Below are 25,903 nucleotides of genomic sequence, written 5' to 3' on the forward strand. Positions count from 1 at the left end.
CGCATGGTCCGTGTCGCCTGGCGCTCCGTGCGCGCCCATGCCAGACAGTTCGCCCTCACCGCCCTGGCCGTCGTGCTGGGAGTGGCCTTCCTGTCGGGGACCCTCGCCCTGCGCGGGGTCCTGTCTGACACCTTCTCCGCGCTGACCTCCTCGACCATGACCCACGACCTCTACGTCTCCGGCGAGCCGGTGGAGGGCACCGAGGGGACCGCGTCCTTCGTGACCCAGCCCATCGACTCCTCACTGGCGCAGGCGGTGGGTGAGGTCGACGGCGTCGACGTCACCCACCCGGCCACAAGCCTGACCGGCGTCCTGGTCGCGGCCGACGACACCCCCGTCACCTCCTCCGGCGCCCCCACCCTCCTGCTGCCGATCTTCGACCAGGAGCCCGGGCTGACCTGGGTCCAGGGCCGGGCACCCTCGGGCGAGGGGGAGGTCGTCCTGGAGTCGGCTGCCCTGGAGCGCTCCAGGCTGGCCGTCGGGGACACCACCCGTGTCGTCATCCAGGGCGAGCCCCGGGAGGTCAGGGTCGTCGGTGAGTTCACCTACGGCACCTCCATGGCGGGAGCCACCCTGGTGGGCATGGACGACGACTGGCTCATGCCCCTGGCCGCCCCGGACGGCCAGGTCTCCCAGATCGCCGTCACAATCGAGGACGGGGCCTCAGCCACCGAGGTCAGGGATGCCATCGCCGAGGTCCTGCCCGAGGGCGTGCGCGTCCAGACCCGCCAGGAGAGCATCGACGAGCAGAACGAGTACATCGAGTCGCTCCTGGGCTTCGCCCAGACCTTCCTGCTGGTCTTCGTGGTGCTGGCCATGTTCGTGGGCTCCTTCATCATCATGAACTCCTTCGCCATGAGCGTGCGCCAGCGCCAGAAGGAGTTCGCCCTCCTGCGGGCGGTGGGTGCCTCCCCGGCCTCCGTGTTCGGCACGGTGTTCCTCCAGGCCGTCGTCACCGGCCTGGTCGGCTCCCTCCTGGGTGTGGCCGCAGGCGCCGGGCTGCTCCAGGGCATCGTGGCCCTGCTGGAGGCCACGGGTATGCCGCTGACCGACGGGATCTCCATGTCAGGCGGGGTCATCACCACCTCTGTCGCGGTGGGGCTGCTGGTCACCGTGGTGGGCGCCCTGCTGCCCGCCCGCGACGCCGCTCTGACCCACCCTGTGGAGGCGATGCGCGACGTGTCCGGGGCACGGGAGAAGTCCCTGGTGCTGCGCACCGTCATCGGCGGCCTCCTCCTGGCGGCCGGCGCAGCGGCTGTGGCGGCCGCCTGGGCCAACGACGGCCTGGAGCAGCGCACCCTGGTGCTGGGGCTGGGGGCCGGCGGGGTCATCCTGGGGCTCCTGACGGTCTCCCCGGTGCTGGCACGGCCCGTCGTCTCCGTCCTGGGGCTGCCCTTCCGGGTGCTGCGGCCCTCCGGGCGCCTGGCGGTGCGCAACATCATCCACAACCCCCGGCGCACCGCCAACACCTCTGGCGCCCTCATGGTGGGGATGGCCCTGGTGTGCGCGGGGGCGACGATAGCGGCCTCCACGGACTCCTCGGTGTCAGACACGGTCAACAACTCGATGAAGGCCGACTTCCTCATCCAGCCCGCCTCAGCCGCGACCGTCTCCGCCCAGATCCCCTCCGGTATCGCCACCGACCTGGGCGAGATCGACGGGGTGGCGGGCACGGCGCCCTTTGTCTACGCCTCGGTGTCAGCCACTGCGGAGGACAGCTTCCAGGAGCCGATGGCCGGGCTCAACGTCTCCGACTCCCTCGCCTTCCTGGAGGCCTACGACCTGGCAGTCACCGAGGGGGACGTGGCCGACCTGGACGCCACCCACGTGGCCGCCTACGAGTCCACCAACCTGCACGTGGGGGACACAGTCACCCTGACCGGCCCCGTAGGGTCGGTGGAGGCCACCGTGGCGGCGGTCATCAACCCGCAGGGCATCTCCGGCAGCTTCAGCGCGCCTCCCGAGCTGGCCGTACAGCTAGGTTCCTGGACGGGGGCGCTGCCCACCGACCCCGATCAGGTCCTGGCCTCCCCCTCCGGCACCTTCCTCACCCTGGAGGAGGGGGCAGACGCGGACCAGGTGCGCCGCGAGGCCGAGGACATCCTGGCTCCCACCTACCAGTACGCGGTGCTGGACGCCGACGAGCTCTCTGACATGGTTGGCCAGCAGGTCAACCAGATCCTCGCCGTCCTCTACGGCCTGCTAGGACTGTCGATCGTCATCGCCGTCCTGGGCATCGTCAACACCCTGGTGCTCTCGGTGACGGAGCGCACTCGGGAGATCGGCCTCATGCGCGCCGTCGGCCTGGGCCGCGCCCAGCTGGGCGGGGAGATCATGGTGGAGTCGGTGCTCACCTCCCTGTACGGCACGGTCGTGGGCGGTGCTGCCGGGCTGCTGCTGGCTGCGGCCCTGCGGGCCGTCCTGGAGGACGACGGGCTGACGACCCTGACCGTCCCCTGGGGACAGGTGGTGGGGATGCTGGTCCTGTCCGTGGTGGTCGGCGTCGTGGCCGCCGTGTGGCCCGCGATGAGGGCCTCCCGCCTGCCGGTCCTGGACGCCATCGCCACGGAGTAGGAGGACGAGTAAGAGGAAGAACCACGGGACCCTGACGGCTGCCACGCCAACCCGACGGCCGTCCCACGAGGGGGCGGGCTCAGCCCGCCCCCTCGTCCTGCCCCGGGGGAGAGAGGTCCTGCCCCTGGACCTGCAGAGAAGATCCCTAGGATCTGAGGTGCGGGAACCACCGCCAAGGACGCTGGAAAGGCTGGAAACATGGAACACGCCGGGAAGAGCACCGAGAAAGACTTCTCCAACGACGAGGTCGCCGACGACGGGAACGAGCGGGAGGTCTGGGAGTACGGGGACGAGTGCCGGACTGCCTTCTGGGCACAGTACGGGGAGGTCTCGCCCATGGCCTACTTTGGACCGACCAACGGGTTCATGTCGCCGTGGCCAGGCAAGGCGGAGAACTTTGTCCCCGTGTGGCTGCCCGACTCCACTATCGTCACGACCAGCGGCCTGTCCTCCCCCTGGTCCGAAGAGGGTGGCGACCCCGGTGAGGGCCTTGAGTTCTACATTGACTCCCCCCGGCTGGCAGGTATCACGCTTGAGGACATCGCGACAACCTGGGAGCTGGTCCTGCTCATGCTGGTTGTCTCCCACCAGGCAGGGCAGAACTACCGCCCAACCTATGACCACCACGGCTGCCTGACGCTTTCAGGCATTACCGACACAGGTATCCCTGAGGACTGGCTGGACGAGGACGGAGGCCTGGGAGTGCTCCTGGGGGCCTCCGCAGGAACCAGACCGGACTACATCAAGATGTTCGGCGACACCTCGGCCGTACGCCTCATATCGGTAGCCCCGCTACGACCCAGCGAGCTAGCCGAGATACACCGCACCGGCAGGCGCCGGGAGGCCGGACAGATACTGACAGCCTCCCCCTACCGCAACCAGGTCCACCTCGACCGTCCGCTCCTCCTCGACCGCCTGTAGCACCTACCGGGCAACGCGTCGGATATCACGAGGCCGTCACCACCACAGCACACCCTGCTGAGGTAACCTGCCAGCCTCATGCCCTCTCTGACCTCCGTCCTCCCTGCACCTGACGCCCCCCTGCCTCAGCCGCCCGTCACCGGAGCCGCCGCCCTCATGCGGTGGCTCCTGCGCCGGGCAGCCGTCCCCATCACCATCGGCGCCCTGGCAGCCACAGTCTCCAACGTCATCCAGGCCATCGTGCCCGCCTTCCTGGGGGCGGCCCTGGACTCCGGTATTGAGGACGGCCTCAACACCCGGGTCTGGGGCATCGGCCTGCTGCTCCTGGTGCTGTTCGTCGTCTACGCCGTCGGGGACACCGGCATGTCCTACTTTGGTGTCATCGCCTCCATGCGCACCACCTTTGACGTGGACAGACTAGTAGGCCGCCAGGTCTCCATCACAGGCAGCTCCCTGCCCCGCCAGGCCTCCACCGGCGAGGTCGCCTCCATCGTCGCCTCCGACGCCCAGTACCTGGGGCAGCTCGTCAACTCCGTGCCCCAGCTGGTTGGCGCAGGGCTCAGCTTTGCCGTGGTCGCCGTCCTCATGCTGAGGACCTCCGTGCTCCTGGGGACCATTGTCATTGTCGGTATGCCCCTGGTGGCCTGGGTCGTCACCCTGGTCATCAGGCCGCTCCAGCGCCGCCAGGCCGTCCAGCGCGAGGCCCAGGCCCAGGTCACCACGGTGACCACGGACACCGTGGCGGGCCTGCGCATCCTGCGCGGTATCGGCGGGGAGGAGGTCTTCGCCCGGCGCTACCGGGACGCCTCCCAGGAGCTGCGCCGCCGGGGTGTGGACGTGGCCCGCCCCCAGTCGCTCCTCATGAGCCTCCAGGTCCTCCTGCCCGGCCTGTTCGTGGCCATGGTCGTGTGGGTGGCCGCGCGCATGGCAGTCTCGGGCACCATCACCGCCGGGGAGCTGGTGACCTTCTACGGCTACACCGCCTACCTGGCGTGGCCGCTGACGGTCTTCTCCATGGCCGTACAGAACTTCACCCGGGCGGTGGTGGGGGCACGCCGTCTGGCCCGCCTGCTGCACGTCACCCCGGCCGCCGGGGCCGTCCCCGAGCGGCTGGACCTCGACCCCTCCCACGGCGAGCAGGTCAGCGGGGACCTGGTGGACTCCGCCAGCGGGGTGCGCCTGGCCCAGGGGCGGATGACCGCTGTGGTGGCCTCCGACCCGGACGTCTCCGCCGGGCTGGCCACCCGCCTGGGCCGCTTCACCGACACCGGACCAGCCGTGACCCTGGCCGGGCGGCCCCTGACGGACATGCCGCTGGAGAAGGTGCGGGCCAGCGTCGTCGTCTCCGGGGCCACGGCCCAGCTGTTCACCGGCACCCTGCGCGAGGCCCTGGACGTGCGCGGTGGCCCCCTCCCCCAGCCGGTGGACGTGCGCACCCTCGTCCAGGCTGAGGCGCGCCGGGAGGGTGTGGCCGACGTCGACCAGCAGGTGCGCCCCCAGCCCCGTCACGTCCCGGGCGACGAGCGCCTGGAGGCGGCTGTCGAGGTTGCTGACGCCGCCGACGTGCTCACCTCCTTGGAGGAGGGCCTGGCCGGGATGATCACGGAGAAGGGCCGCTCGCTGTCCGGCGGCCAGCGACAGCGGGTGGCCCTGGCCCGCGCCCTGCTCACCGAGGCACCCACCCTGGTGCTCATCGAGCCGACCTCCGCCCTGGACTCCCACACGGAGTCCCGCGTGGCCCAGCGCGTGTCCACGGCCCGGCGGGGCCGGACCACGGTGGTGGTCACTGCCTCCCCCCTGGTCCTGGAGGCCTGCGACGAGGTGGTCCTGCTCGGTGAGGACGGCACGCAGCGCCTGCGCTCCACCCACCGTGACCTGCTGGCCCGCGCCCGGGCCGGGGAGCCCGCCGCCCAGGACTACCGCCGGATCGTGGCCCGGGCCACCGGCGAGGAGGTGAGCCGCTGATGGCGCTGCCCGTCGCGCCCGGCCGGGTGGCCATGCGCAAGACCTTCGGGATCATGGCCTCCTACCGCTGGCGCTTCGTGGTCGCGCTGATCCTGCAGGTCCTGGGGATCCTGGCCCCCCTGGTGGCACCCCAGCTGCTGGGGCGCCTGGTCTCGCGGGTGTCTGCCGGCACTGCGGACCGAGGCTACGTGGACCTGGTGGTCCTGGTCATCGTCGTCGTCACGCTCGTGGGGGCCGTGGTCAACCGCTACGCCCAGATGTACGCCCGCACCCTGGGGGAGTCGGTCTTCGCCGACCTGCGTGAGCGCATGATGGGGCGGGTGGTGCGCCTGCCGCTGAGCGCGGTGGAGACTGCGGGCACCGGGGACCTGGTGGGGCGCACCACCAACGACGTCTCCCGCATCGAGTTCCTGGTGCGCGTGGGCATCCCCCAGATCATGGTCTGCACGGTGACGATCGTCTTCACCGTGGTGGCTGCCGCCGTGTCCAGCCCACTGCTGGCCCTGGGGCTGCTGGTGATCGCCCCCCCGGTGTGGGCGATGATGAGCTGGTACCTGCCGGTGTCCGTGCCCGCCTACCGCGCGTCCTCGGCGGCCTACGCACGGCTCAACGGGACGGTCTCGGAGACGGTGGACCACGCCGAGACGGTGGACGCCCTGGGCATGGGCGCCCGCCGGGAGGCCACCATCCTCACTGCGGTCACGGAGGCCTGGTCCCTGGACCGCTACACCGCAGCCCTGCGGGTGCGCCTGTTCATGGTGCTCGACGTCGCCTGGCGGGCGCCGGTGGTGGTCATCCTCCTGTGGGGCGGGTTCCTGGCCTCACGCGGCTACACCTCCCTGGGGGCGATCACCACGGTCAGCCTCTACGCCATGGAGCTGCGCAGGCCGGTGGGCCAGCTCATGTTCTGGATCGACCAGGTCCAGATCGCCCAGGCGTCCCTGTCACGCATCCTCGGGGTGGAGGAGGTTCCCGACGACCGCACCCCCACCGGGCAGCAGCCTGCGGACCGGCGTGTCCGTCTCAGAGACGTGCGCTTCTCCTACCGGGAGGGAACGGAGGTGCTCCACGGCATCAGCCTGGACCTGGTCCCCGGTGAGCGCCTGGCGGTAGTCGGCCCCTCCGGCTCGGGCAAGTCCACGCTGGGGCGGATGCTGGCGGGCATCAACCCGCCCACCTCTGGAGAGGTGACGGTAGGAGGCGTGCCCCTGACCAACCTGAGTGAGGAGGAGCTGCGGCGCAACGTCGCGCTGATCACCCAGGAGCACCACGTGTTCGTGGGCTCGGTGGCCGACAACGTGCGGCTGGGCAGCCCGCAGGCCGACGACGCGACGATCCGGGGCGCCATTGAGGCGATCGGGGCCAGCAGCTGGGTGGAGGCACTGCCCCAAGGGATGGACACGATGGTGGGCTCGGGCCACCTGACCCTGAGCCCTGCGCAGGCCCAGGAGCTCGCCCTGGCCCGGCTGGTGCTGCTGGACCCGCACACGCTGGTCCTGGACGAGGCCACCTCCCTGCTGGACCCCCACGCCGCCCGCGCCCTGGAGCGGACCCTGTCCACCGCCCTGGCGGGGCGCACCGTGGTGGAGGTGGCCCACCGTCTCTACACCGCCCAGGACGCCGACCGGGTGGCCGTGGTCATGGACGGGCGCGTCGTCGAGCTGGGCACCCACGAGGAGCTGGTGGCCCTGGGCGGGGAGTACGCCAACCTGTGGCAGGCCTGGAGCCAGGAGTGAGCCCTGGAACCACGTGCCGCAACACCTGCCAGGAGCCGCGTGGAGCCGACAGGCTGTCCCGCCAGGCCGCCCTCATCACCACTCATCACTGTCGGCGCTGACTCCGAAAGGCCTCCGCCGGTAACCCTCTCTGGCTGCCGGGGCAGCACAGCGAGATCACCGCGAGGTCTCGGATACGCACATGCTCGACCTGCTCTGCCGTCAGCACGGCCCTCGCTCACACCGATACCTGGCAGGATGTCGGCACATACGCCCCCAGAGGCAGCCGTCGATAGTGCACGGATCCGTGCACTACAAAGTATGCAGGGATGTCGCTGGCTCCCGGCACGCTCAGGCTCGGGCCTCGAACTGTTCGGCCTGTCAGAAGTACTCAGCCTGCCGTTTGGGTAACGGAGCCCTTGGCCCAGTAGACTGGAGACAGGTCACCCTGTGGGAGGTAACGTCAGCATAGAGGAGGAGAGGTACGCCGTGACACGTCCAAGTGAACGGCCGACCCCTGAGCAGGTTGAGCGTGCCGAGGAGCAGATCGTCGAGCAGTCCAAGCGGATCGACTTCTACATCACCGAGTACTCCGTGGAGATTCTGGCCCAGAAGGTTCCGGGACGACGAGTACGTCATCCCGGACTACCAGCGGGAGTTCACCTGGGAGGACCACCGCAAGTCTCGCTTCATCGAGTCCCTGATCATGGGGCTGCCCATCCCCTTCATCTTCTTCTGGGAGATGCCTGACGGCAGGCTTGAGATCGTGGACGGGTCCCAGCGCCTTAGAACGCTCAACGAGTTTATCTACGGAGGATTCCGGCTCGGGGAGCTTGAGGCCCTGACCCACCTGTCAGGGCTCCGGTTCGGCGACCTGCTGGAGTCAAGGCGGCGCAAGATCCGGAACCGGTCCATTCGCGGAATTGTCCTGAACGAGCACGCCGACGAGGCGGCACGGCTGGACATGTTCGACCGCATCAACACAACCGCCAAGATCGCCAACAGCGCCGAGATACGCCGAGGAGCGCTTGCCGGGCCGTTCATGGACATGGTGACAGAACTCGCTCAGCTCCCGATCTTGACCGACCTTGCCCCCATGCCCGCCAAGACCAGGAAGGAGCGCGGGCACGAGGAGCTTGTGACGCGCTTCTTTGCCTACGGCGACGGGCTAGAGGAGTACCGGGACCGTCCCGCCGATTTTATCTTCTCCTACTCGAAGAAGATGAATAAAGAGTTTGAGGCTGACCCGGCGCTGGCAGACAGTTATCGTGAGTGGTTCATGACAGTCATGAGCTTTGTCTCACGCAACTTTCCATTTGGATTCAAAAGGACAGAGAAAGGTAAGTTCACTCCTCGGGCGCGATTCGAGGCCATTGCGGTTGGGTCTGCGCGCGCACTGGCGGAGGAGCCGGCTCTTGCAGAGGCTGCCGCCGAGGATACTGGTGTCTCCTCCTGGATCGACGGGAGAGAGTTCCAGAAGATCACCAGCGCTGACGGCGCGAACGCGAAGGCGCGCCTCAACGGGAGGATCGACTTCGTGAAAGACAGGCTGGTGAGCCGTGGCGACTACTGAACTCGTCCGGTTCTTCGAGGAGCGGCACGACGAGATCAAGGAGTACGTGTCGTTCTTGCAGAACCTGGAGAAGGCCGCGCAAGGAGGGGCACCACGGCTCCGTGGGACAGGTGCGCAGATCACGACCACGCAGACGAGGATCCTGAGCTCGAGCCTCTATCTTCAGCTCTACAACCTGGTTGAGGCCACCGTGGTTCGGTGCCTTGAGGAAGTTGCGGCCGCAACTGAGAAGGCTGGGTGCCGTCCCGGTGACCTGAGTGATGAGTTGAGAACCCAGTGGGTGCGCTCCGTCGCACGTACCCACATCAACGACCTCACTCCCGAGAAAAGACTGGAAGCCGCCCTGGATCTGTGCAACCATCTCTTGGGGCAGGAGCCGGTCAAGGGCTTCAAGATCGACCCCGGCGGAGGAGGAAACTGGGACGACGACTCCATCAGAAGGCTCTGTGAGCGCATTGGTTGCAAGCTGGTGATCTCCCCGGACGTCTTCCAGGAGGCCAAGCGCAACATCAGACACAACATGGGCGCGCTCAAACTCGTCAAGGACCGTCGTAACAGGCTCGCGCACGGCTCGTTGTCCTTTGTTGACTGCAGTGACGGCGTGGCAGTCAGCGAGCTCAAGAAGGTTGCTGATGCGGTCGGTGGCTACCTCCGGGAGGCCGTTGACTGCTTCGAGGCCTTTATCAGGTGTGAGATCTCGGATAGGGGTGACCCTGCGAAGAAGAAGAAGGGGGTACTCATCTCGTGAGGCAGAAAGGAGGCACTCCCTCGATCCGTGCTGTCGACCTGTTCTGCGGAGTCGGCGGGCTCACCCACGGACTCGCGCGGGCCGGCATTGAGGTCGTAGCCGGGGTCGACATTGATCCCGCATGCAGGTACCCCTACGAGGCCAACAACAAGGCAAGGTTCATTGAGAGGGACGTGAATGACCTTGATGCCTCGGAGATAGGAGATCTCGTCAACGGGTCTGGGCTCAGCCTGATTGCGGGGTGTGCGCCCTGCCAGCCGTTCTCGACATACAGCCGCTCTGGCCGCGGCAAGAGGCGCGGTAACGACTGGCAGCTGGTTGAGGTATTCGGCAGGCTGGTGAAAGAGGTCCAGCCTGACATCGTGACGATGGAGAACGTCCCGCAGCTGCTGGACCATCCAGTATTTAGCCGGTTCGTGGAGGACTTGAGTGGCTACTCGGTCGGGTGGTCCGTGGTCCAGGCTGCCCGTATCGGTGTCCCGCAGACAAGAAAACGTCTTGTCCTGATCGCCTCAAGGCTCGGCGGCGCCGGCCTTGCCCTCCCGCAGGACGAGCAGGAGACAAGGACAGTGCGTCAGGCTATCGGGGGGGCTCCGCCCCATCAGGGCTGGCGAGTCGGACCCCGAGGACCGGTTGCACGTCGCCTCTCGGCTGAGCAGGGTGAACCTGGAGCGGATACGTCACTCGAAGCCGGGGGGGACGTGGCGTGACTGGCCCGAGGAGCTCCGGGCCGCGTGCCACCGCAGGACCAGTGGTGCGACCTACCCGAGCGTGTACGGACGCATGTCCTGGGACGAGGCGAGCCCAACCATCACCACTCAGTGCTTCGGCTACGGGAACGGACGTTTCGGCCACCCTGAGCAGGACCGGGCCATCTCGCTACGTGAGGCTGCTGTCCTGCAGACCTTCCCACCTAGATACAAGTTCGTGCGACCAGACGAGCCTGTCCGTTTCAGCGTTCTTGGACGCCTCATCGGCAACGCCGTTCCCGTCCGCCTGGGAGAAGTAGTAGGGCGTACGATAGTGTCGCACGTCCGCACGGGCAGTCCGTCCGGGCGTGCGGTAGGGGCTCAGTAAGGACGTCACTCGGTCAGCTCGACAGACCTGTCTGGTCCGCCTGGGCGCTCCCCAGCAGGAGCCCGCCAGGCCCGTGGCAGCCCGGACTACGCGCCCCACGTCCCACGGCCCCACGTCCCGAAAGGTATGCAGCCGAGCATGCTCCCACCCCGCACCCTGAGCACCTCCCTGCCCGCCCCTGCTGAGCAGCGGCGGTGGAGGAGCCAGGTCCTTCCCACCCTGCGGGGAACGGTGCTCGACGTCGGCGCCGGACCAGGGTTCTGCGGCGCGGTACTTGACCCGCAGGTCTCCTGGCTGGCCCTTGAGCCCAGGCCCGGGCGGCGGCTGACCGCCGCTGTGCGCTCCCGCCCCCGTTCCCGGCTGCTGGAGGCCACGGCCGAGCAGGTCCCGTTGGAGGATGGCAGCGTGGACGCCGTCGTCTGCTCCACCGTCCTGTGCTCGGTCACCGACCCGGCACATGCCCTGGCCGAGATCTTACGGGTACTGCGCCCCTGCGGTCGGCTCGTGTTCTTTGAGCACGTTGCCGCCCCTCCTGGCACAGCTGCCCGCCACGTGCAGGGACTCGCCGCCCCCCTCACCCGGCTACTGGGCCACGGGTGCGATCCCTGCCGGGACACGGCCGCCACCATCTACCAGGCTGGGTTCTCCGCCGTGGAGCTGGAGACCCTGCGCACCGGTGGCCTCCTGGGCAGGCTCGTCCCGGTCGTCCAGGGCCAGGCGGTGCGCTAGCCTTGATGTTTCGTGGGTGGGGTGGGTGGGGTTGTTGGGGTGGGGTTGGTTGTGGCGTGTGGGTGTGGCGGGGTGGGGCGTGTGGTCGCGGTGGGTGGGCCTTGCCTGCCGACGGGTCCTTCCTGGGGGTCGTGGGTGGGTGGTGGTTTGCTAGTGCTGTGGGTCGGCGTGCGCGCAGGGTGGTGATCGCTGGGGTCAGCAGGTCGGCGAAGGGGGCTGGGGGTCTTGCAGCGGGTGGTGGTGCGCCGCGCGTGGCGCGTGATGACACGCGTGGCCCTGGGCCACCCGCCCACGTCGACCAGGTCCGTCAGCCCTGCCACGTCCGCCGCCTCGCGGGGGCCGCGTCGGCGCCGCAGGCAGGGGTCCAGGCCTGGGCGGGGACCAGCCTGCAGGCCCGCGACATGTCACTGGGCAGGGTGAGTCCGACGCTGCAGGACACCCCTCTGCGCTCCAGGGCGGCCAAGGTGGCCTTGGTCCCACCAGCGGCGTCGGTGCGCACGAGCACCTTGCGTCCGGGCCCGGGGCCCAGGCCCACACGGGCCAGCACCACGGCGATGACAGCCTCATGGTCGGCGGCGGTGTCCGACCCCGCGCTCGCGGGCCGCAGCATGACCGCGGCGTTCTCGCCAGCACCTTGGGGACCGTGGTCGGTCCACGCGGTCAAGGGACGGAGCCCAAAGCCCCTTCCTGCCCTTCTTGAAGGTCGGTGCCACCCCCCTCCTTCATTGTCAGGGTGGGCGGTGACCAAGGTGGCGCCGGTATCAGTGACCAGCGGCCGCTGGGCGCTGACAGCGGCCGTCAGCGCCCACGCTCCGGCCAGGGTCCAGCCCGCGCGGCGCGCCCTGGCCAGGACCACCGCGCGCTCAACCACCAGCGACAGCGCCAGGTCGAGGACGACCTTGACCGGGTCATGGCGCGCCAGCAGCCTGGACCACGGCGCCAGAACCTGTGACAGCAGCACGTCCAGCCCGCGGGCGCGCACCGTCTCGGCCAGCAGCACTCCACCACCATGAGCGAGCACGTTGACCCAGCCGGTCCCGACACCCACCAACAAGCACAACCCTGCTGCAGTCCCCACCTCGAAGCTGTCCCTCCCCTGAAACACGACAGACCCCAACAACCCACACCACTCCAGACGAAACGACACCTTCACCCCCGCCTCAGCCCCTCAACCACAAAACCCCGAGGCCAGTGAGGCCAAGTATCGAGTAGGTGCTGATTGCCGCCGAGCGTGGCAACCTGCACTGGCACGACTGAACGTCCAACTGCGTCAGGACACAGCCTTCAAACCTACGAAGCGCAGACGCTGGGACCAGGCGGAAGCGCTGGTGACCTCAGCCTTGAAATTATAACGGCTAGGCATCGCGACGCGCCTCCTGGCCGCTTCTGCCTGGAGCAGGCGGCAAGCACAGACGAGCATGACCAGTCCTCGTCACGGACCCCTAGAAGGCTGACACAGCCTCCGCCTTCTCCCACAGGCTCCTGGCCTCGGCCTCGTCGTAGGTGAGGACCTCGTTGCCCGGGACCTCAGCTGTCCAGCCGACCATGACCGGGCTGGTGACGTCACTGGCTGGGGTGCACGCGCCCTCGTAGACGGTCTCGCAGATCTCCTCCCGGTTGATCGCCCGGGACAGCGCGGCGCGGCGCAGGCGCCCCTCCGTGTCCGTGCCCCAGTGCGGAGCGTCGACGTTGATGGCAAGCCCCTGGACCAAGTCACCCGGCAGGGTGACAGCCCGCCCCTCCAGGTCCTCCTCAAAGGTGGACAGCCTCGTGCTCGGGACGGCGTCGACGACGTCCAGCTCCCCGGCAAGCAGGTCGGCGTAGGAGGCGTCGTCGTCAGGGTAGATCATGAAGGTCACCCCGTCGTTGGCGACGGCGCGCTCCCCCGAGTAGAGGGGGTTGGGGACCAGGATGACCTCAGAGTGGTGGCTCCACTCATCCAGGACGTAGGGGCCGTTGCCGACGGGGGACTCCCCGAAGGCCTCCATGTCCTTGAAGGCGGTGGCAGGCAGGGGGTAGAAGGCGGGGCATCCCAGGCGCTGCACGAAGTCAGCGGTCGGCTCGGTCAGGGTGATGGTGAAGGTGCGGTCATCGACCTTGGACAGCCCGGTCAGCTCGGAGTCCTCCTCTGCGGAGAAGCCCTCAATGGGCGCGTAGAGGTGGGAGGCGACGTGGTTGTGGGAGGCCTGGGCCCCGTAGTCCCACGCCCTGATGAAGGAGTCCGAGGTCACGGCCGTGCCGTCACCAAAGGCCCAGTCGTCCTTGATCGTCACCGTGAAGTGCTGGTTGTCCTCGGTCGTGATGGACTCGGCCATCTCGTTGACCACCGTGCCGTCCTCCCGGTAGCGCACCAGACCGGAGAAGAGCAGGTCCACGACCCGCCTGCCCCCCGGCTCGTTGGTGGTGGAGGGGACCAGTGGGTGCCGGGGCTCGGTGCCCCGGGCGCGGATAACGCCGTCCTCAACCGAGGTCCTCATGGCCTCGTAGACAGGCAGCCCGTTCCACGACCACGTGACGTCGGAGACCGTGGAGGACCAGCCGCCCGCCCCGTCGTGGTACCACAGGGGGATGACGGGCAGGTCGGCGAGCAGGACGGACTGGGCCTGCTCGCACAGCGCGAGCACCGCGGCAGCGTCGTCAGCAGCGGCCGCCTGGGCCAGCAGGTCGTCGAGCTCGACGCTGGAGTAGTCGGTGGTGTTGGCCTCCCCACCCGTGCGGTACTGGCTGGCCAGGACACTCGCGGCAGAGGGGTAGTCCGCCCTCCAGCTGGAGCGGAAGGCCCCCACGACCGTGCGGTTGTCAACCTCGTCACGCAGCGCGGATAGGTCGGCGAGGGGCAGCGGCTCCATCGTGACGCCCAAGGTCGAGCTCACCGAGTCGCACACGGCCTCGACCCAGGCCTGGTGCGGACCGTCAGCGTTGTAGGCCAGCGTGAGGACGCCACCACCAGACGTGCCCTGGCTACCGGCCGCACCGGAGGTGGGCGAGCCCTCCGGTGAGCCCGACGAGCACCCGGAGGCCAGGAGCACCGCAGCAGCACCAAGGCCCAGGCCGAGGCTGCGGCGGGAGATAGGCGTGTTACGCATGATCAGGTGCCTCCAGTCACTCAGTGGCGGACAGGATACCGAACCCGGTGCCGCTCCCCGGGGTCCCCGGCTCCCCGAGGCTGCCTGCCTCAGGCTCGCGCCCCGGTTCCGCTGCCGGGTGGCCCCGGTTCCCCGCCCGCCCCGTCGGCAGGGGCGCGTCTCCTCCCGCCAGCGTAGTCCGTCCAGGCCTGCGCCAGAAGGGTGTAGGAGCGTCGGCGCAGCACAGGGTCGTGGACGTGGGTGACGACTAGGAGCTCCTCAAGGTCCCAGCGCACGGCGTAGGCGCGCAGGCGGGCGGCGACGTCATCCGGCTCCCCCACGAAGGACAGGGCCATGGCTGACTCCACAGCCGCCTCCCGCCCCTGGGCGTACCTGCGCCAGGAGCCCGGGTCCGGGCTGGGCGGGTCGAGCGGACCGGGCAGGCCGCCGATGACGCGGGCAGCCGCCGCCATTGCCGTGGAGTTGAGCAGCTGCGCCTGGTCCGCGCTCGGGGCCACGACGACGTTGACTGCCGCCGCCGCACGAGGCCGGTCCTGCGCCCGGGTGGGGGCCTGAGGGTCGAACACCGAGCGGTAGGTGCTCAGAGCCGCCTCCGCCTGGGCAGGTGCGAAGTGGGAGGCCACGGCAAAGGGCAGGCCCAGGCTGCCAGCCACGCGCGCGCCGTTGACCGAGGACCCCAGGATCCACGTGGGCACCCGCGTGCCCTCAGCCGGGACGGCACGGACACGACGCCCGTAGTCTCCCCAGTCTCCCCCGGGCTCTCCTTCGGCGTCAGGACCGGCATCTGGGGGCGAGCCGAGGAGGAGGGAGGCGGGGACCCGGTCCCAGGCCTCCCGGGGGACAGAGCCCAGGTAGGTCAGGGTCTCCAGGATCTCCTCGACGAAGTCGGGCAGGCTGGCACTGCGTCGCCGCAGCGCCGCCGCAGTAAGACGGTCCGTGCCAGGTGCCCGGCCCAGCCCCAGGCTGACACGGCCGGGGTAGAGGGAGGCAAGGGTCCCCACCTGCTCCGCGACGACAAGAGGGGCGTGGTTGGGCAGCATAATGCCCCCGGAGCACACGCCGACACGCTGGGTGGCGGCCAGGACCTGCCCCATGAGGACAGTCGTGGCTGAGGACATGTAGGTGGTGGAGCCGTGGTGCTCAGCCAGCCAGTAGCGCTCGTACCCGGCGGTGTCAGCAGCCACGGCAAGGTCACGCATGTCCGCAAGCGCCTGAGGGCGGGTGCGTCCGGCGCTGACCGGCACCATGTCCAGCACGGACAGGGCGACGTCACCCTGGTCGCCCTGACGGGGCACCTCCCCACTCATACAGGTACCTTAGAGCACACCCGACGACGCGCACCGCACCCCCAGGGGCCCACGGACAGGTTCAGCCAGGCTCAGCGCCAGATGCTGCGCACGGGCACCAGGCCAGCCACCGCCAGGGACTTCAGCAGGTCACCGACCACGAAGGGGACGAGCCCCATGCCCACTGTCGCGGCCCAGGAGGCTCCGGTCGCCAGCCTCAGCCACAGCAGGCCAGGGACGTAGACGACGGCGGAGGCCAGCAGCATGGTGGCTCCCAGGACGAGCACCCGCCTGGCGAGAGAGGTGGTAGAGCCTGCCGCGGTCCCGGCGGGGCGCAACCAGCCCCGCGCGCCACGTCCGGCCACGCCAGCAGCCAGCGTGTAGCCCAGGACATAGCCGAAGGACGCGGTCACGCCCGCGCTCCAGCCCGCCAGGACCGGCACGCCAGCAGCAGCCAGGACCGCCAGCAGAAGCGCAGAGGCCATCCCACGCCGGGGGCCGAGCACGGAGCCCACGCCGAGCGCGGCAAAGGTACCCAGCGTCACCGGGACAGGGGTGAAGGGCAGGGGAAGAGCCACCTGCCCCAGGAGGGCCAGGGCAGCCGTGCCGACCAGGACAGGGGCGAGCTCGCGCACCGCAGGTCGGGCAAGGCTCGCGGCACGGCCCACGAAACGGCCAGAAGAGGTTGTTAGCGTACGGGAGGAACGGGAGACAGGGATCCTACTCTTAACTGTCATACCGCAACCATAAGACCTGTAGCGGCGACGGGAAAGGGGCAGAGACAGGCTCCACAACAGGCACCTCACCACTGTGGCCCTCGTACCTCGCCCCAGCTGACCAGCGCGACCGCAGCCAGCCCTAGACTGAGACCGTGCTCGCCCGTCCCCTGCCCGCCCTCAGCCTGGTCCCTGCCGCCTACGTGCTCCTCCTCCGGCAGGCCCCCACGGACCAGTCTGGCACGAGACAGGCAAGTGTGAAATCCCCCACAACACCGCGACCCTCGGGGCTCCCCGGCGGTCAGGAGGCGCCAGGCTCGTCCACCCAGGTTCTCCTGCAGCTGCGGCAGCACACCGGCTACATGGACGGATACTGGGCATGTGGTGTCGCCGGGCACGTTGAGCCCGGCGAGAGCGTGCTGGAGACTGCCGTCCGGGAGGCCCAGGAGGAGGTCGGCGTTGTCGTGGCGCACACGGACCTGGAGCCACTGACCACGGTGCACCGCAGCAACGACGTCGGAGGGCCAGGGCTGGAGCAGCGGGTCGACTTCTTCTTCACCCTGCGCCGGTGGGAGGGGCGGCCCCGTGTCCGCGAGCCCGCCAGGACTGCCGCCCTGGACTGGTTCGCCCTGACCTCCCTGCCCCGCGCGGTCCCTGAGCACGAGCGCCACGTCCTGCAGCTGCTGGCAGACGCCCTCGACTGCGGGAACAGGGTCCCACCGGTCACGACCTTCGGCTTTGCCGCCGGTCAGGAGATGGCCCGCTACGGTACCGCCCGGTCCCACTGAACCAGGCAGCAGGCCCAGGCGGCACCCAGCGCGGGGCAGCCTTGCCCCACCGGAGACGAGCCCGGGCGGGTCATGAGCGAGGCAGCGGGCAGGTCAGGAGGCCAGGAACTCCTCAATGGCAGGCAGCTCGCGCCGCGCCTGGGCCAGCCCCGCCTCAAAGGCGGTCACCACCCGGTGGTAGCGCAGGTCGCCGTTGACCACTGGCATCCTGGTGGGCCGGAACAGGTAGACCCTCCCCTCGCGCTGCATCGCCTCCAGCTGGGCGACGCTCTGGTTGTAACGCTGAGGACGTCGGCGCACCCCCTCCGCCGCCGCAGGGTAGCGGCGCAGGAGGCTGCGGTAGAGCGCGGACAGGCGCCGCTCAGGCTTGCGGTAGCCTGCCGGGCGGGTCATGACCACCAGCATCTTGTCGTAGCCGTCCGCACGGGCCGCGTCCGTGGCGAACCCTCCGGTGGGTCCCAGCGCCCCGTCCAGGTAGGGCACACCGTCAACGTGGGTCACCGGCATGAGCACCGGCATGGACGAGGAAGCCCGAACCCGGGGCAGCAGGTGCGCCATGGTCGGCATGTCCTCCAGCCCCCAGTAGACCTCCTCACCGGTGTCGCAGCGGAAGGAGCCGATACGCACCGTGGAGGAGCTAGAGGCGAAGGTCTCCCAGTCAAAGGGCAGAGGCTCGTCAGGAGCGGAGGTGCGCTCGTAGATGTACCCGGAGTTGAAGTAGCCCTGTCCACGAGCAAAACTGCCCCAGCCCCCGGCCTGGGGCTGGGTGGTCAGCCCCACGAAGGCCTCCCGGGCACGCCAGGTGTCGCGGGAGACAAAGTTGCACGTGTGCGAGGCCCCGGCGGAGATCCCCCCGACCCAGGGGAAGGACAGGCCGGCCTCCAGCATGACCCGCACCAGTCCTGCGGTGTAGGCGCCTCTCATTCCTCCACCCTCGAAGACCAGGGCGACGTCGTCAGGTCCGTGCGTGACCGGGGCCGGGACGTGGCTGGGGCTGCTGACCGGAACCGGGCGGGCAGGGACAGGTGGCAGGGAGGGGTCGCGAGTGGGTGTCATGGTCACGGTGCTCAAGACTATGGCTCCCTGGCGACACCCGAGGCCGACAGAGCACCCGAGGTCGTGAGAGCCTCAAAACACCACGAGGACGTTGCCACCACTGAGCCGACGTCATAGCGTGCACGTATGAGAACATCACGACTCCTCAGTCCCCTGACCATGCGTGACCTCACCGCCCGGAACCGCCTGTGGCTGCCTCCGATGTGCATGTACTGCGTGCCGGGGGACGACGGCGCCGTCACGGACTGGCACGTTGTCCACTACGCCAGCCGCGCGGTCGGCGGGTTCGGCACGCTCATTGTGGAGGCCACCGCCGTCGCCCCGGAGGGTCGCCTGTCCCCCAACGACCTGGGCCTGTGGGAGGAGAGCCAGGTCGAGGGGCACCACCGCATCGTCGAGGCCGTTCACGCAGCGGGCGCCCTGGTCGGCGTCCAGCTGGGCCACGGCGGGCGCAAGGCAGGCACTCCCCCGATGCGCCCCCGGGAAGAGGGCGCCCGCACCAGCACGATTGAGGGCTGGGACCTCCTGGCTCCCAGCGCAGTGGCCTACCCGGAGCACGCGGTACCCGCCGAGCTTGACGAGGCGGGGATCGACCGCCTGGTCGAGGCCTTTGCCGCGGCGGCCCGCCGGGCGGTGGAGGCTGGGTACGACATCGTCGAGCTGCACGGCGCCCATGGCTACCTCATCCACGAGTTCCTCTCCCCGCTGTCCAACCTCCGCACCGACTCCTACGGCGGCTCGCCCCAGGCACGGCGTCGCTTCCTGCTGCGCGTGGTCGAGGCCGTGCGCCAGGCCATCGGGGAGGAGAAGGTCTTGGACGTGCGCCTGTCTGCCACTGACTGGGCCGACGGCGGCCTGACCGCACAGGACACCGTCGAGCTCGCCTGCCAGCTGGCCCAGGCCGGAGTCGACGTCCTGCACGTGTCCACCGGAGGCAACGTACCGGCTCAGGTCCCGGCCGGGCCTGGCTTCCAGCTGCCCTTCGCCGCCCAGGTGAGAGAGGCGGTCGCAGGAACCAGGACCCAGGTAGTGGGCGTGGGCCTCGTCGAGACAGCCACCCAGGCAGAGCAGGCCCTGGTAACCGGCCAGGCCGACGCCGTCGCCGTGGGGCGGGCCGCCCTACGGGACCCCTACCTCCCGCTGCGCTGGGCTGCCGACCTCGGGGTCAAAGGCTGGGAGGAGGCGCCCTGGCCCATCCAGTACTGGCGCGGCACCTGGCACTGAGGTAAGCCAGCTGTGCCCCCCTCCCAGGGCCTGGGGGCACAAGCAGCGCGGCCCCGGCTCCCAGGACAACTGGGAGCCGGGGCCACCTACGGTACTCGCCATTCTTTCAGCAGCAGCACGGCATTCTCAGGAAGGTCCGCAGCAAAAAGACAAGCCAGTACGGGTGAGCGACACCCTGGCCTTCGCGACGACAGCACTGGCTGCGCTCAGGCCAGGCGCCTATTGGGGACCATGCACACTGGACGACCGGGAAAGGTGCCCGCAGCGACGACCACACTGCTTCCTAGCCGCCTGCGGCAGCGCGTCGCGCACCCCGGTGGGCACCCGATTCTTCTTCCCGCGCCAGGCCCGACGAGCTACACAGCACTCAGCACTCGCCCTCCTTGCCCTTGGCCTTCTTGGCCTCGTCCTTGTCAGAGCCCTCCCTGTCCTTGGCCTTCTTGGCCTCGTCCTTGTCGGAGCCCTCCTTGTCCTTGGCCTTCTTGGCCTCGTCCTTGTCGGAGTCCTCCTTGTCCTTGGCCTTCTTGGCCTCGTCCTTGTCAGAGTCCTCCTTGTCCTTGGCCTTCTTGGCCTCGTCCTTGTCAGAGTCCTCCTTGTCCTTGGCCTTCTTGGCCTCGTCCTTGTCGGAGTCCTCCTTGTCCTTGGCCTTCTTGGCCTCGTCCTTGTCGGAGTCCTCCTTGTCCTTGGCCTTCTTGGCCTCGTCCTTGTCAGAGTCCTCCTTGTCCTTGGCCTTCTTGGCCTCGTCCTTGTCAGAGTCCTCCTTGTCCTTGGCCTTCTTGGCCTCGTCCTTGTCAGAGTCCTCCTTGTCCTTGGCCTTCTTGGCCTCGTCCTTGTCAGAGTCCTCCTTGTCCTTGGCCTTCTTGGCCTCGTCCTTGTCAGAGTCCTCCTTGTCCTTGGCCTTCTTGGCCTCGTCCTTGTCAGAGTCCTCCTTGTCCTTGGCCTTCTTGGCCTCGTCCTTGTCAGAGTCCTCCTTGTCCTTGGCCTTCTTGGCCTCGTCCTTGTCAGAGTCCTCCTTGTCCTTGGCCTTCTTGGCCTCGTCCTTGTCAGAGTCCTCCTTGTCCACGCCCACGCTGACGCCGCCCGCGCTCAGAGCGGTCTCACCGGACACCGTTACCGCCTCCGGCGCCGCCGACGCGGCCGACGCGGCCGACACCGCACCGGCAAGCAGCAGGGCCGCGCACAAGGCTGTTGACATCTTCCTGACAGTGCTCTGTCCCATGATCAGTCCTCTCCGTGGCTCCCGAGCCCCTGAACCAGAGACCCGAACTCTGGCCACTGATTGTTATCAGGTTGTTAGACAAGCGTTCCACCCTTCATTGCCACGGTCAAGCGCCCAGGTTTTCTCAAGGTAGAAAATTGCGTTCCTGAAAGGTTTCAGTACCCGATGGCGGCACCCACCAAAGACAACTTTGACCCGAGGACATTCGCAGACAGGCGCGGACCTCCGAGGCGGAAGTTGAACGGGAGCGGGGATTTTAGTAAGAGAAAACAAAGAAGTATCTGGGCGCCATTCCTTGCCGCTCACCTCAAGTGACCTGAAACAATACTGGAAAGGGTCGTCGCCCAGCGACTCCTCCCCGTGCACCCTCGTGCCCCGGCAGAAGAGCACCCGACTACCGCACGCGAGCGCACCCACCACGACGGCCGATGACGAGGATCCCGCAGCCGAGGTCACCACAGCGGTCAACCAGCCTGCTTGCCCTACCGGACCTCACCGTCGTAGTAGACCCACCGGCTGCCACGACGCACGAGTCGGGAGCGCTCCCGCAGTGTGTCAGCCACGACGCCCCCGTGCCCATCACCAGTGCGGTAGCAGGCGGCAAGCTCGACGACCCCCGTGTCATCCCCCGGACCGCCACCCACCACCTCGCCGACAGTCAGACTGGTCCACTGGGTACCAGGATGGCAGTAAGGCCCCTCCGGGCGGGTGCGCGGGTGCCAGGTACGAAACAAGTGGTCCTCGTCGCCGACGACGAAGGCCGTGAACCGCGAGCGCACCAGGGCCTCAGCCGTTGCCGCCACGCCGCCGTCGAGAACCGGCTCACAGCAGGAGCCGTAGGCAAGGCCCGAGCCACAGGGGCAGTCCGCAGAGCTGCGTACCCCCGCCGAGCGCACCGCAGACGGCACGGCAGCTGCCGACGCCGAGGGCAGGACCACAGCGCCCGACACCGCCCCGCTCGGGAGCTCCGTGTCGAGTACGGGACCAGTGTCGTGATGTCCACCACGCGGGTCGTCCGGTCGCCCCCGAGAACCTCTACCCCGCCTCACCACGGTCAGGCCCCCTGCCAGTAGGAGTACAGGGCGCGCGCCAGCCAGGGACCGTCCTTGACTCCACCCATCTCCCGGGCCGAGTGCATGCTCAGCAACGGCACGCCGACATCAACCGTGAGCAGGCCCAGCCGGGTCGCGGTGAGTGGACCAATCGTCGAGCCGCAGGGCACCGCGTTGTGGGACACGAAGACCTGGTGAGGCACGTCGGCAGCCGCACAGGCGCGCTCCCACAGGGCCGACCCCTGGGCGCCGGTGGCGTAGCGCTGCTGGGCGTTGATCTTCAGCAAGGGGCCGCTGTTGACCAGCGGCTGGAGCACCGGGTCGTGCAGCTCGGCACGAGCGGGGTGGACTGCGTGCCCGGCATCGGCACTGACGCAGCTGGACCGGGCCACGAGGGCGTGGAAGGCGTCGCCCTCAGCCCCCATGACCCTGCCCAGACGTTCCAGCAACGTCGCCAGGAGAGGACCGTCGGCCCCGGAGGCGGTGGCGGAGCCGACCTCCTCGTGGTCGAAGGCCACGAGGACCACCGGTCCGGCAGGCTCGGTGCCCGACTCGGCCAGGGCCTCCAGGGCCACCAGCCCCGCGTGGACGCTGGAGAGGTTGTCCAGGCGGGAGGAGGCGAGAAACTCTCCCTCACGGCCAAAACGCTGCGGAGGCTGCACGGGGAAGGTCAGGATGTCGTGCCCGGCCAGCTGCGAGCGGTCCAGGCCAGCCAGCTCGCACAGGTACTCCTCGACGGCGTCGCGACCGTCCCCGCCATCGGGACCGGACAGCGCCCACAGGGGCAGGAGGTGGGTCTGGCGCTCCAGGCGGAGAGCCTCGTTGACGCTGCGGTCCAGGTGGGGGGCCACGTGGGCGATCCGGGCGACAGGCCCGGTGCGTACCAGGTGGCTGGTACCGTCACGGGTCGTCAGGCGCCCGGCCAGCCCCAGCTCACGGTCCAGCAGTGATGGCAGGAGCGGGCCACCGTAGACCTCGACGTTGATGAGCTGCCAGCCGTGACGGGCCACGGCTGCAGACGGCTTGAGCCTCAGGGCCGGGGAGTCCGTGTGGGCGCCGACGACGCGGAAGCCCTCCCGCAGCCCGCTCCTGGCCCTGCCGGTGTCGCTGGGCAGGATCCAGGCAGCCACCGCTCCGTCACGCACCACGTAGCCGTGCCGGGGCAGGTCCTCCTGCCAGGGACGGGCCTCCTCCACGTGGTGGAACCCGTGCGTGGCCAGCCGACGGGCGACCTCGGCCGCAGCGTGGTAGGAGGTAGGTGAGGCCAGGACAAAATCAACCAAGGAGGCCGTGTAGGCCTCGTCAGCACGAAGGGTCTCCTGCGCCCACAGAGGTGGCGGTGCAGGCTGCGAAGGCTGTAAAGGCTGTAAAGACGGTGAGGATGGCGAGGAAGAGGGCGCGGCGTCGGGACTGGTCATGGTGACCAGTCTGGCACCACAGGCGTCAGCAGCCTGCCTCCTGCGCAGGTCCAGACCGGTCTAGAGAGTGGTAGAGATAGAGGCCATGAGCACTCTCCCACCCCGCCCGTCACCGCCCTCCTCCACCAACCTGCCGGCATGTCCTCCTTCTGACCTGCCCCGGGTCCCTGCGGCTGCGACCACCAGCGTGCGCACCGTCATGCTTGACGCCGACGGCGTCCTACAACTGATTGGCACCCCGTGGAAACAGGCGCTGCGCGACGCCGGCGGCGCGGAGTTCGCCCACGCGCTGCTGGCTGAGGAGTGGGACGCGCTGTGCGGCAGGGAGAGCCTCACCACGCTCCTGGAACGCCTGGTCGCACGGCTGCGCCTGGCAGCCACCGTTGAGAGCCTTCTGGCGCTGTGGTACCAGGCCGTACCCGACCCGGGCGCCTGGCAGCTGGTGGCCGAGCTGCGCGGCGCAGGCTACACCACTGTCCTGGCCACGAACCAGCAGCACGAGCGTCGGCAGTGGATGCGCGAGACCCTGGGCTACCGGGGGCGAGTGGATATTGAGGGCTACTCCTGCACTCTGGGGGTAGCCAAGCCGCGGCCCGAGTACTTCACCCGGCTCCTGGAGGAGTCGGGCAGCGAGCCGGGACAGGCTCTGTTTGTGGACGACAACGCGGACAACGTCGCCACCGCCCGGGCACTGGGAATCCATACCGTCCACCATCGCGCCGACTCTGGCGGTCAGGTGCTGCGCCAGGAGGTGGTCGCCGCCCTGACCAGCGGCTCCTGACACTGGCGGCCACTGACGGCACAGCGACTGGTACGGGCTGCTGCATGATGCGGCATGCGGTGCTGACGGCCTGGCACCCTGCGACGACACGCTCAGACCCGCCCACACTACTGCCTCACGCGTCTCCTCCCTGAGGCCTGCTGCTCCTTAGTGCCTCCTCCCGAGGAAGGAGACACAAGCGGTATCTTTCTCCTCCTTCAGGGGCTTGTCAGCCGCCTCAGCACTGACAAGACTGCCTCCTAGGTCCTCCGGGCAGGGAGGCCTGAGGCGGTCCGGTCAGGCCTGGAGCGGACCGGTACGGGAGCAGGAAGGACAACCATGACCACGACGAACAGGGCGACGTCAACGGCCTGGCTCAACGGCTCCGGGCAGGTCCGCCTCCACACCCCCTCCGCCCCTGCCGCGCGCAGAGCCCCGGACCACTTCCTGGGCCTTGTCTCAGCCATCCACCGCTCCCTGCCCAGCCTCCTGCGCAGGCGGGTGCCAGTCTCCTTCATCGGCTACGCCCTGATCAACGGCTCCGGCTTCTTCCTCGACATCGCCTGCCTGTGGTTCCTCTACGAGAGGCTCCACTGGTTCTACCCCCTGGCCGTCACCGTCGGCTACGCAATCGCCGGCACCTACTCCCTGCTGCTCAACCGCTGGCTCAACTTCCGGTCCCACGGACACCTGGTCACCCAAGGCACACGCTACGCCATGGGACTGATCAGCCAGTACGTGATCTTTATCCTAGGCCTGTCCTCGCTGCTGCACTGGATGGGCATGGGGGCCGAGCTGGCCCGGGTCCTGTCAGCGTGCTGCGAGGGAGTCTTCCTGTACATCGTGACCCGCCTGTGGGTGTTCCGCGACTCGCCCGAGCCTGAGCCGGCCACGAACTGAGACACGCTGCGGCACACCGACGCACCATTCTGCCCCTGTCCTGCTGTCGGCCCGGCCACATCAGCCCACGTGCTCCGCCGGTCCTCACCACCCCTGCCAACCCCATTCCGAGGGCCAGCGTACTTGCGTACTTGGTAGCTCACCAGAAGGCTCGGGCCGTCTCCGTAGGACCACCCAGCTCGGTCAGTCCGGCATCAAGGACGCTGACAGGCCGCTGGCCACCAGCCCACTCCTGCGGCTCAGGCAGGAGGACACGGACCCGGTAGCCGTCACGCGCCCAGGCCTGCCTCAGTCCCGGGGGCATCTGCGCGCTCTCCCAGGCGAGCTGGGCAGCGTGGGCGCACTGGGCCGCCAGCTTGCCTGAGGTCATCTGGTGCAGCGGCGTGACCTCGATGGAGACCAGGGCACCGGCCGAGGCGGACTCCTCCCCCAGCCGTACCTCCTCGCCAGCCTGGGGGCAGCGGCGGACCCGCTCGGTTATCGCCGCCGGCTCAGGCGGCAGCCGTGCGCCAGTAGGAAAGTGGGTCCCCTCGACCTGGGTCCCGGCCAGGGGCTCGGGCAGGGGACGCACCGGTCCTGGCACGAAGGCGCGAGCAGCCGCCTGGCCCCACCCGGGCGGTCCGTCCTGGGTGACGGTGACGCCGGGAAGCTCCTGGACGTCCCGCCACCGCCTGCCACGCGCCCGGCGCACCAGCTTGCGGATCTGCACACGACGCCAGCGGGCGACCGCCTTGTGCCAGGAGCCGCCGGGGGCAGACTCCGGCTCCGCCAAAAGAGCCACGACAGCCCGGGCGACGACCTCGGCCACGTCCACCTGCCGAGGCGGGACCACCTTGTCGTAGCGCACCGCCACCTGCATGGCCCAGGGAGGGTCCTGCCCCCGACGTTGCGACGCAGCATCCACCAGACCGGGCTCCTCCTCGTGCCCCCTCGACTCCCGGCGTCCGCTCACACCGAAGGCACCGGCTCCAGGAGCAGCGGGCTCGTCCTGTCGTGGGTGAGGATGGTCAGGGGCGGGCACGCCGCCAGTCTAGACCAGGCTGCGTGCCCGGCGGGCTCGGCAGGGTCGGAGACCAGGATCCGCCCGCAGACGCAG

General features: G+C 69.0%; 23 protein-coding genes. 14 read left to right on the forward strand and 9 right to left on the reverse strand.

Going from position 1 to position 25,903, the window contains the following annotated elements; genetic code table 11:
• The first annotated feature begins 3 nt into the window (after window positions 1-3).
• From CWS50_RS10300 to CWS50_RS10335, 10 genes are all read left to right on the forward strand, one after another.
• A complete protein-coding gene (locus CWS50_RS10300) occupies window positions 4-2,574 on the forward strand; it encodes an ABC transporter permease (RefSeq protein ID WP_127842721.1) in 2,571 nt (856 codons plus the stop codon).
• Window positions 2,575-2,772: 198 nt separating this feature from the next.
• Window positions 2,773-3,495, forward strand: coding sequence for a hypothetical protein (locus CWS50_RS10305; RefSeq protein WP_127842722.1), 723 nt, complete (start codon window positions 2,773-2,775; stop codon window positions 3,493-3,495).
• Window positions 3,496-3,573: 78 nt separating this feature from the next.
• Entirely contained in the window at window positions 3,574-5,460 is a 1,887-nt protein-coding gene (locus CWS50_RS10310) for an ABC transporter transmembrane domain-containing protein (RefSeq protein WP_127842723.1), read from the forward strand.
• Window positions 5,460-7,196, forward strand: coding sequence for an ABC transporter ATP-binding protein (locus tag CWS50_RS10315; protein WP_127842724.1), 1,737 nt, complete (start codon window positions 5,460-5,462; stop codon window positions 7,194-7,196). Before CWS50_RS10310 ends, CWS50_RS10315 begins: the two co-directional genes overlap by 1 nt.
• 468 nt (window positions 7,197-7,664) lie before the next feature.
• Window positions 7,665-7,925: a hypothetical protein gene (locus tag CWS50_RS13625; RefSeq protein WP_243118584.1), complete on the forward strand. Its 261-nt coding sequence runs from the start codon at window positions 7,665-7,667 to the stop codon at window positions 7,923-7,925.
• Complete coding sequence (locus tag CWS50_RS10320) at window positions 7,813-8,748, forward strand: DUF262 domain-containing protein (protein WP_243118557.1); 936 nt, start codon at window positions 7,813-7,815, stop codon at window positions 8,746-8,748. Before CWS50_RS13625 ends, CWS50_RS10320 begins: the two co-directional genes overlap by 113 nt.
• Window positions 8,735-9,496, forward strand: coding sequence for an MAE_28990/MAE_18760 family HEPN-like nuclease (locus tag CWS50_RS10325; protein ID WP_127842725.1), 762 nt, complete (start codon window positions 8,735-8,737; stop codon window positions 9,494-9,496). The genes CWS50_RS10320 and CWS50_RS10325 overlap by 14 nt, the downstream gene beginning before the upstream one ends.
• Window positions 9,493-10,206: a DNA cytosine methyltransferase gene (locus tag CWS50_RS10330; protein ID WP_206610402.1), complete on the forward strand. Its 714-nt coding sequence runs from the start codon at window positions 9,493-9,495 to the stop codon at window positions 10,204-10,206. Before CWS50_RS10325 ends, CWS50_RS10330 begins: the two co-directional genes overlap by 4 nt.
• On the forward strand, window positions 10,157-10,573 hold the full coding sequence (locus CWS50_RS14100; protein WP_206610403.1) for a DNA cytosine methyltransferase: 417 nt from the start codon (window positions 10,157-10,159) through the stop codon (window positions 10,571-10,573). The genes CWS50_RS10330 and CWS50_RS14100 overlap by 50 nt, the downstream gene beginning before the upstream one ends.
• Window positions 10,574-10,711: 138 nt before the next feature.
• Window positions 10,712-11,302 (forward strand): class I SAM-dependent methyltransferase, encoded by a 591-nt coding sequence (locus CWS50_RS10335; protein WP_164860128.1) that lies wholly within the window; start codon window positions 10,712-10,714, stop codon window positions 11,300-11,302.
• 307 nt (window positions 11,303-11,609) lie between these two features.
• Here the strand turns inward: CWS50_RS10335 and CWS50_RS10340 are convergent, their stop codons facing one another.
• The 4 genes from CWS50_RS10340 to CWS50_RS10355 form a co-directional block, all read right to left on the reverse strand.
• Window positions 11,610-12,356, reverse strand: coding sequence for a transposase (locus tag CWS50_RS10340; RefSeq protein WP_164860129.1), 747 nt, complete (start codon window positions 12,354-12,356; stop codon window positions 11,610-11,612).
• 388 nt (window positions 12,357-12,744) lie between these two features.
• Window positions 12,745-14,388 (reverse strand): ABC transporter substrate-binding protein, encoded by a 1,644-nt coding sequence (locus CWS50_RS10345; protein ID WP_127842728.1) that lies wholly within the window; start codon window positions 14,386-14,388, stop codon window positions 12,745-12,747.
• An 89-nt stretch (window positions 14,389-14,477) separates the two neighbouring features.
• Window positions 14,478-15,695 carry an LLM class flavin-dependent oxidoreductase gene (locus tag CWS50_RS10350; RefSeq protein WP_127842729.1) on the reverse strand — a complete coding sequence of 406 codons (1,218 nt, stop codon included), beginning with the start codon at window positions 15,693-15,695 and terminating at the stop codon, window positions 14,478-14,480.
• Between the two features lie 71 nt (window positions 15,696-15,766).
• Window positions 15,767-16,411 carry a biotin transporter BioY gene (locus CWS50_RS10355; protein ID WP_127842730.1) on the reverse strand — a complete coding sequence of 215 codons (645 nt, stop codon included), beginning with the start codon at window positions 16,409-16,411 and terminating at the stop codon, window positions 15,767-15,769.
• A 134-nt stretch (window positions 16,412-16,545) separates the two neighbouring features.
• Between CWS50_RS10355 and CWS50_RS10360 the strand changes: the two genes are divergently transcribed.
• A complete protein-coding gene (locus tag CWS50_RS10360; RefSeq protein ID WP_243118295.1) occupies window positions 16,546-17,178 on the forward strand; it encodes an NUDIX domain-containing protein in 633 nt (210 codons plus the stop codon).
• A 93-nt stretch (window positions 17,179-17,271) separates the two neighbouring features.
• On the opposite strand, the gene CWS50_RS10365 is transcribed toward CWS50_RS10360, so the two are convergent.
• Window positions 17,272-18,234, reverse strand: a complete 963-nt coding sequence (locus CWS50_RS10365) for a patatin-like phospholipase family protein (protein ID WP_127843408.1) — start codon at window positions 18,232-18,234, stop codon at window positions 17,272-17,274.
• Between the two features lie 126 nt (window positions 18,235-18,360).
• Between CWS50_RS10365 and CWS50_RS10370 the strand changes: the two genes are divergently transcribed.
• On the forward strand, window positions 18,361-19,458 hold the full coding sequence (locus tag CWS50_RS10370; protein ID WP_127842731.1) for an NADH:flavin oxidoreductase/NADH oxidase: 1,098 nt from the start codon (window positions 18,361-18,363) through the stop codon (window positions 19,456-19,458).
• Between the two features lie 367 nt (window positions 19,459-19,825).
• Here the strand turns inward: CWS50_RS10370 and CWS50_RS13030 are convergent, their stop codons facing one another.
• The 3 genes from CWS50_RS13030 to CWS50_RS10385 form a co-directional block, all read right to left on the reverse strand.
• Window positions 19,826-20,677 (reverse strand): hypothetical protein, encoded by an 852-nt coding sequence (locus CWS50_RS13030; RefSeq protein WP_164860130.1) that lies wholly within the window; start codon window positions 20,675-20,677, stop codon window positions 19,826-19,828.
• A gap of 482 nt (window positions 20,678-21,159) precedes the next feature.
• Window positions 21,160-21,585: a YchJ family protein gene (locus CWS50_RS10380; protein WP_127842732.1), complete on the reverse strand. Its 426-nt coding sequence runs from the start codon at window positions 21,583-21,585 to the stop codon at window positions 21,160-21,162.
• Between the two features lie 146 nt (window positions 21,586-21,731).
• Window positions 21,732-23,147, reverse strand: coding sequence for a M18 family aminopeptidase (locus CWS50_RS10385; RefSeq protein ID WP_127842733.1), 1,416 nt, complete (start codon window positions 23,145-23,147; stop codon window positions 21,732-21,734).
• Window positions 23,148-23,346: 199 nt separating this feature from the next.
• On the opposite strand from CWS50_RS10385, the gene CWS50_RS10390 reads away from it, so the two are divergent.
• On the forward strand, window positions 23,347-23,928 hold the full coding sequence (locus tag CWS50_RS10390; RefSeq protein WP_243118559.1) for an HAD family hydrolase: 582 nt from the start codon (window positions 23,347-23,349) through the stop codon (window positions 23,926-23,928).
• A 318-nt stretch (window positions 23,929-24,246) separates the two neighbouring features.
• On the forward strand, window positions 24,247-24,807 hold the full coding sequence (locus CWS50_RS10395; protein ID WP_127842735.1) for a GtrA family protein: 561 nt from the start codon (window positions 24,247-24,249) through the stop codon (window positions 24,805-24,807).
• A 139-nt stretch (window positions 24,808-24,946) separates the two neighbouring features.
• Here CWS50_RS10395 and CWS50_RS10400 read toward each other — a convergent pair whose 3' ends face one another.
• Window positions 24,947-25,828, reverse strand: a complete 882-nt coding sequence (locus CWS50_RS10400; protein WP_306821217.1) for an aminoacyl-tRNA hydrolase — start codon at window positions 25,826-25,828, stop codon at window positions 24,947-24,949.
• Between the last annotated feature and the right edge of the window lie 75 nt (window positions 25,829-25,903).

The organism is Actinomyces wuliandei (assembly GCF_004010955.1).
GTDB classification, from domain to species: domain Bacteria; phylum Actinomycetota; class Actinomycetes; order Actinomycetales; family Actinomycetaceae; genus Actinomyces; species Actinomyces wuliandei.

What these genes read in the sequence shown, in the direction of transcription:
- CWS50_RS10300 (WP_127842721.1), top strand. Translation starts at nt 4, where the DNA reads ATGGTCCGTGTCGCCTGGCGCTCCGTGCGCGCCCATGCCAGACAGTTC.
- CWS50_RS10305 (WP_127842722.1), top strand. Translation starts at nt 2,773, where the DNA reads ATGGAACACGCCGGGAAGAGCACCGAGAAAGACTTCTCCAACGACGAG.
- CWS50_RS10310 (WP_127842723.1), top strand. Translation starts at nt 3,574, where the DNA reads ATGCCCTCTCTGACCTCCGTCCTCCCTGCACCTGACGCCCCCCTGCCT.
- CWS50_RS10315 (WP_127842724.1), top strand. Translation starts at nt 5,460, where the DNA reads ATGGCGCTGCCCGTCGCGCCCGGCCGGGTGGCCATGCGCAAGACCTTC.
- CWS50_RS10335 (WP_164860128.1), top strand. Translation starts at nt 10,712, where the DNA reads ATGCTCCCACCCCGCACCCTGAGCACCTCCCTGCCCGCCCCTGCTGAG.
- CWS50_RS10345 (WP_127842728.1), bottom strand. Translation starts at nt 14,388, where the DNA reads ATGCGTAACACGCCTATCTCCCGCCGCAGCCTCGGCCTGGGCCTTGGT.
- CWS50_RS10350 (WP_127842729.1), bottom strand. Translation starts at nt 15,695, where the DNA reads ATGAGTGGGGAGGTGCCCCGTCAGGGCGACCAGGGTGACGTCGCCCTG.
- CWS50_RS10355 (WP_127842730.1), bottom strand. Translation starts at nt 16,411, where the DNA reads ATGACAGTTAAGAGTAGGATCCCTGTCTCCCGTTCCTCCCGTACGCTA.
- CWS50_RS10365 (WP_127843408.1), bottom strand. Translation starts at nt 18,234, where the DNA reads ATGACACCCACTCGCGACCCCTCCCTGCCACCTGTCCCTGCCCGCCCG.
- CWS50_RS10370 (WP_127842731.1), top strand. Translation starts at nt 18,361, where the DNA reads ATGAGAACATCACGACTCCTCAGTCCCCTGACCATGCGTGACCTCACC.
- CWS50_RS13030 (WP_164860130.1), bottom strand. Translation starts at nt 20,677, where the DNA reads ATGGGACAGAGCACTGTCAGGAAGATGTCAACAGCCTTGTGCGCGGCC.
- CWS50_RS10385 (WP_127842733.1), bottom strand. Translation starts at nt 23,147, where the DNA reads ATGACCAGTCCCGACGCCGCGCCCTCTTCCTCGCCATCCTCACCGTCT.
- CWS50_RS10390 (WP_243118559.1), top strand. Translation starts at nt 23,347, where the DNA reads ATGCTTGACGCCGACGGCGTCCTACAACTGATTGGCACCCCGTGGAAA.
- CWS50_RS10395 (WP_127842735.1), top strand. Translation starts at nt 24,247, where the DNA reads ATGACCACGACGAACAGGGCGACGTCAACGGCCTGGCTCAACGGCTCC.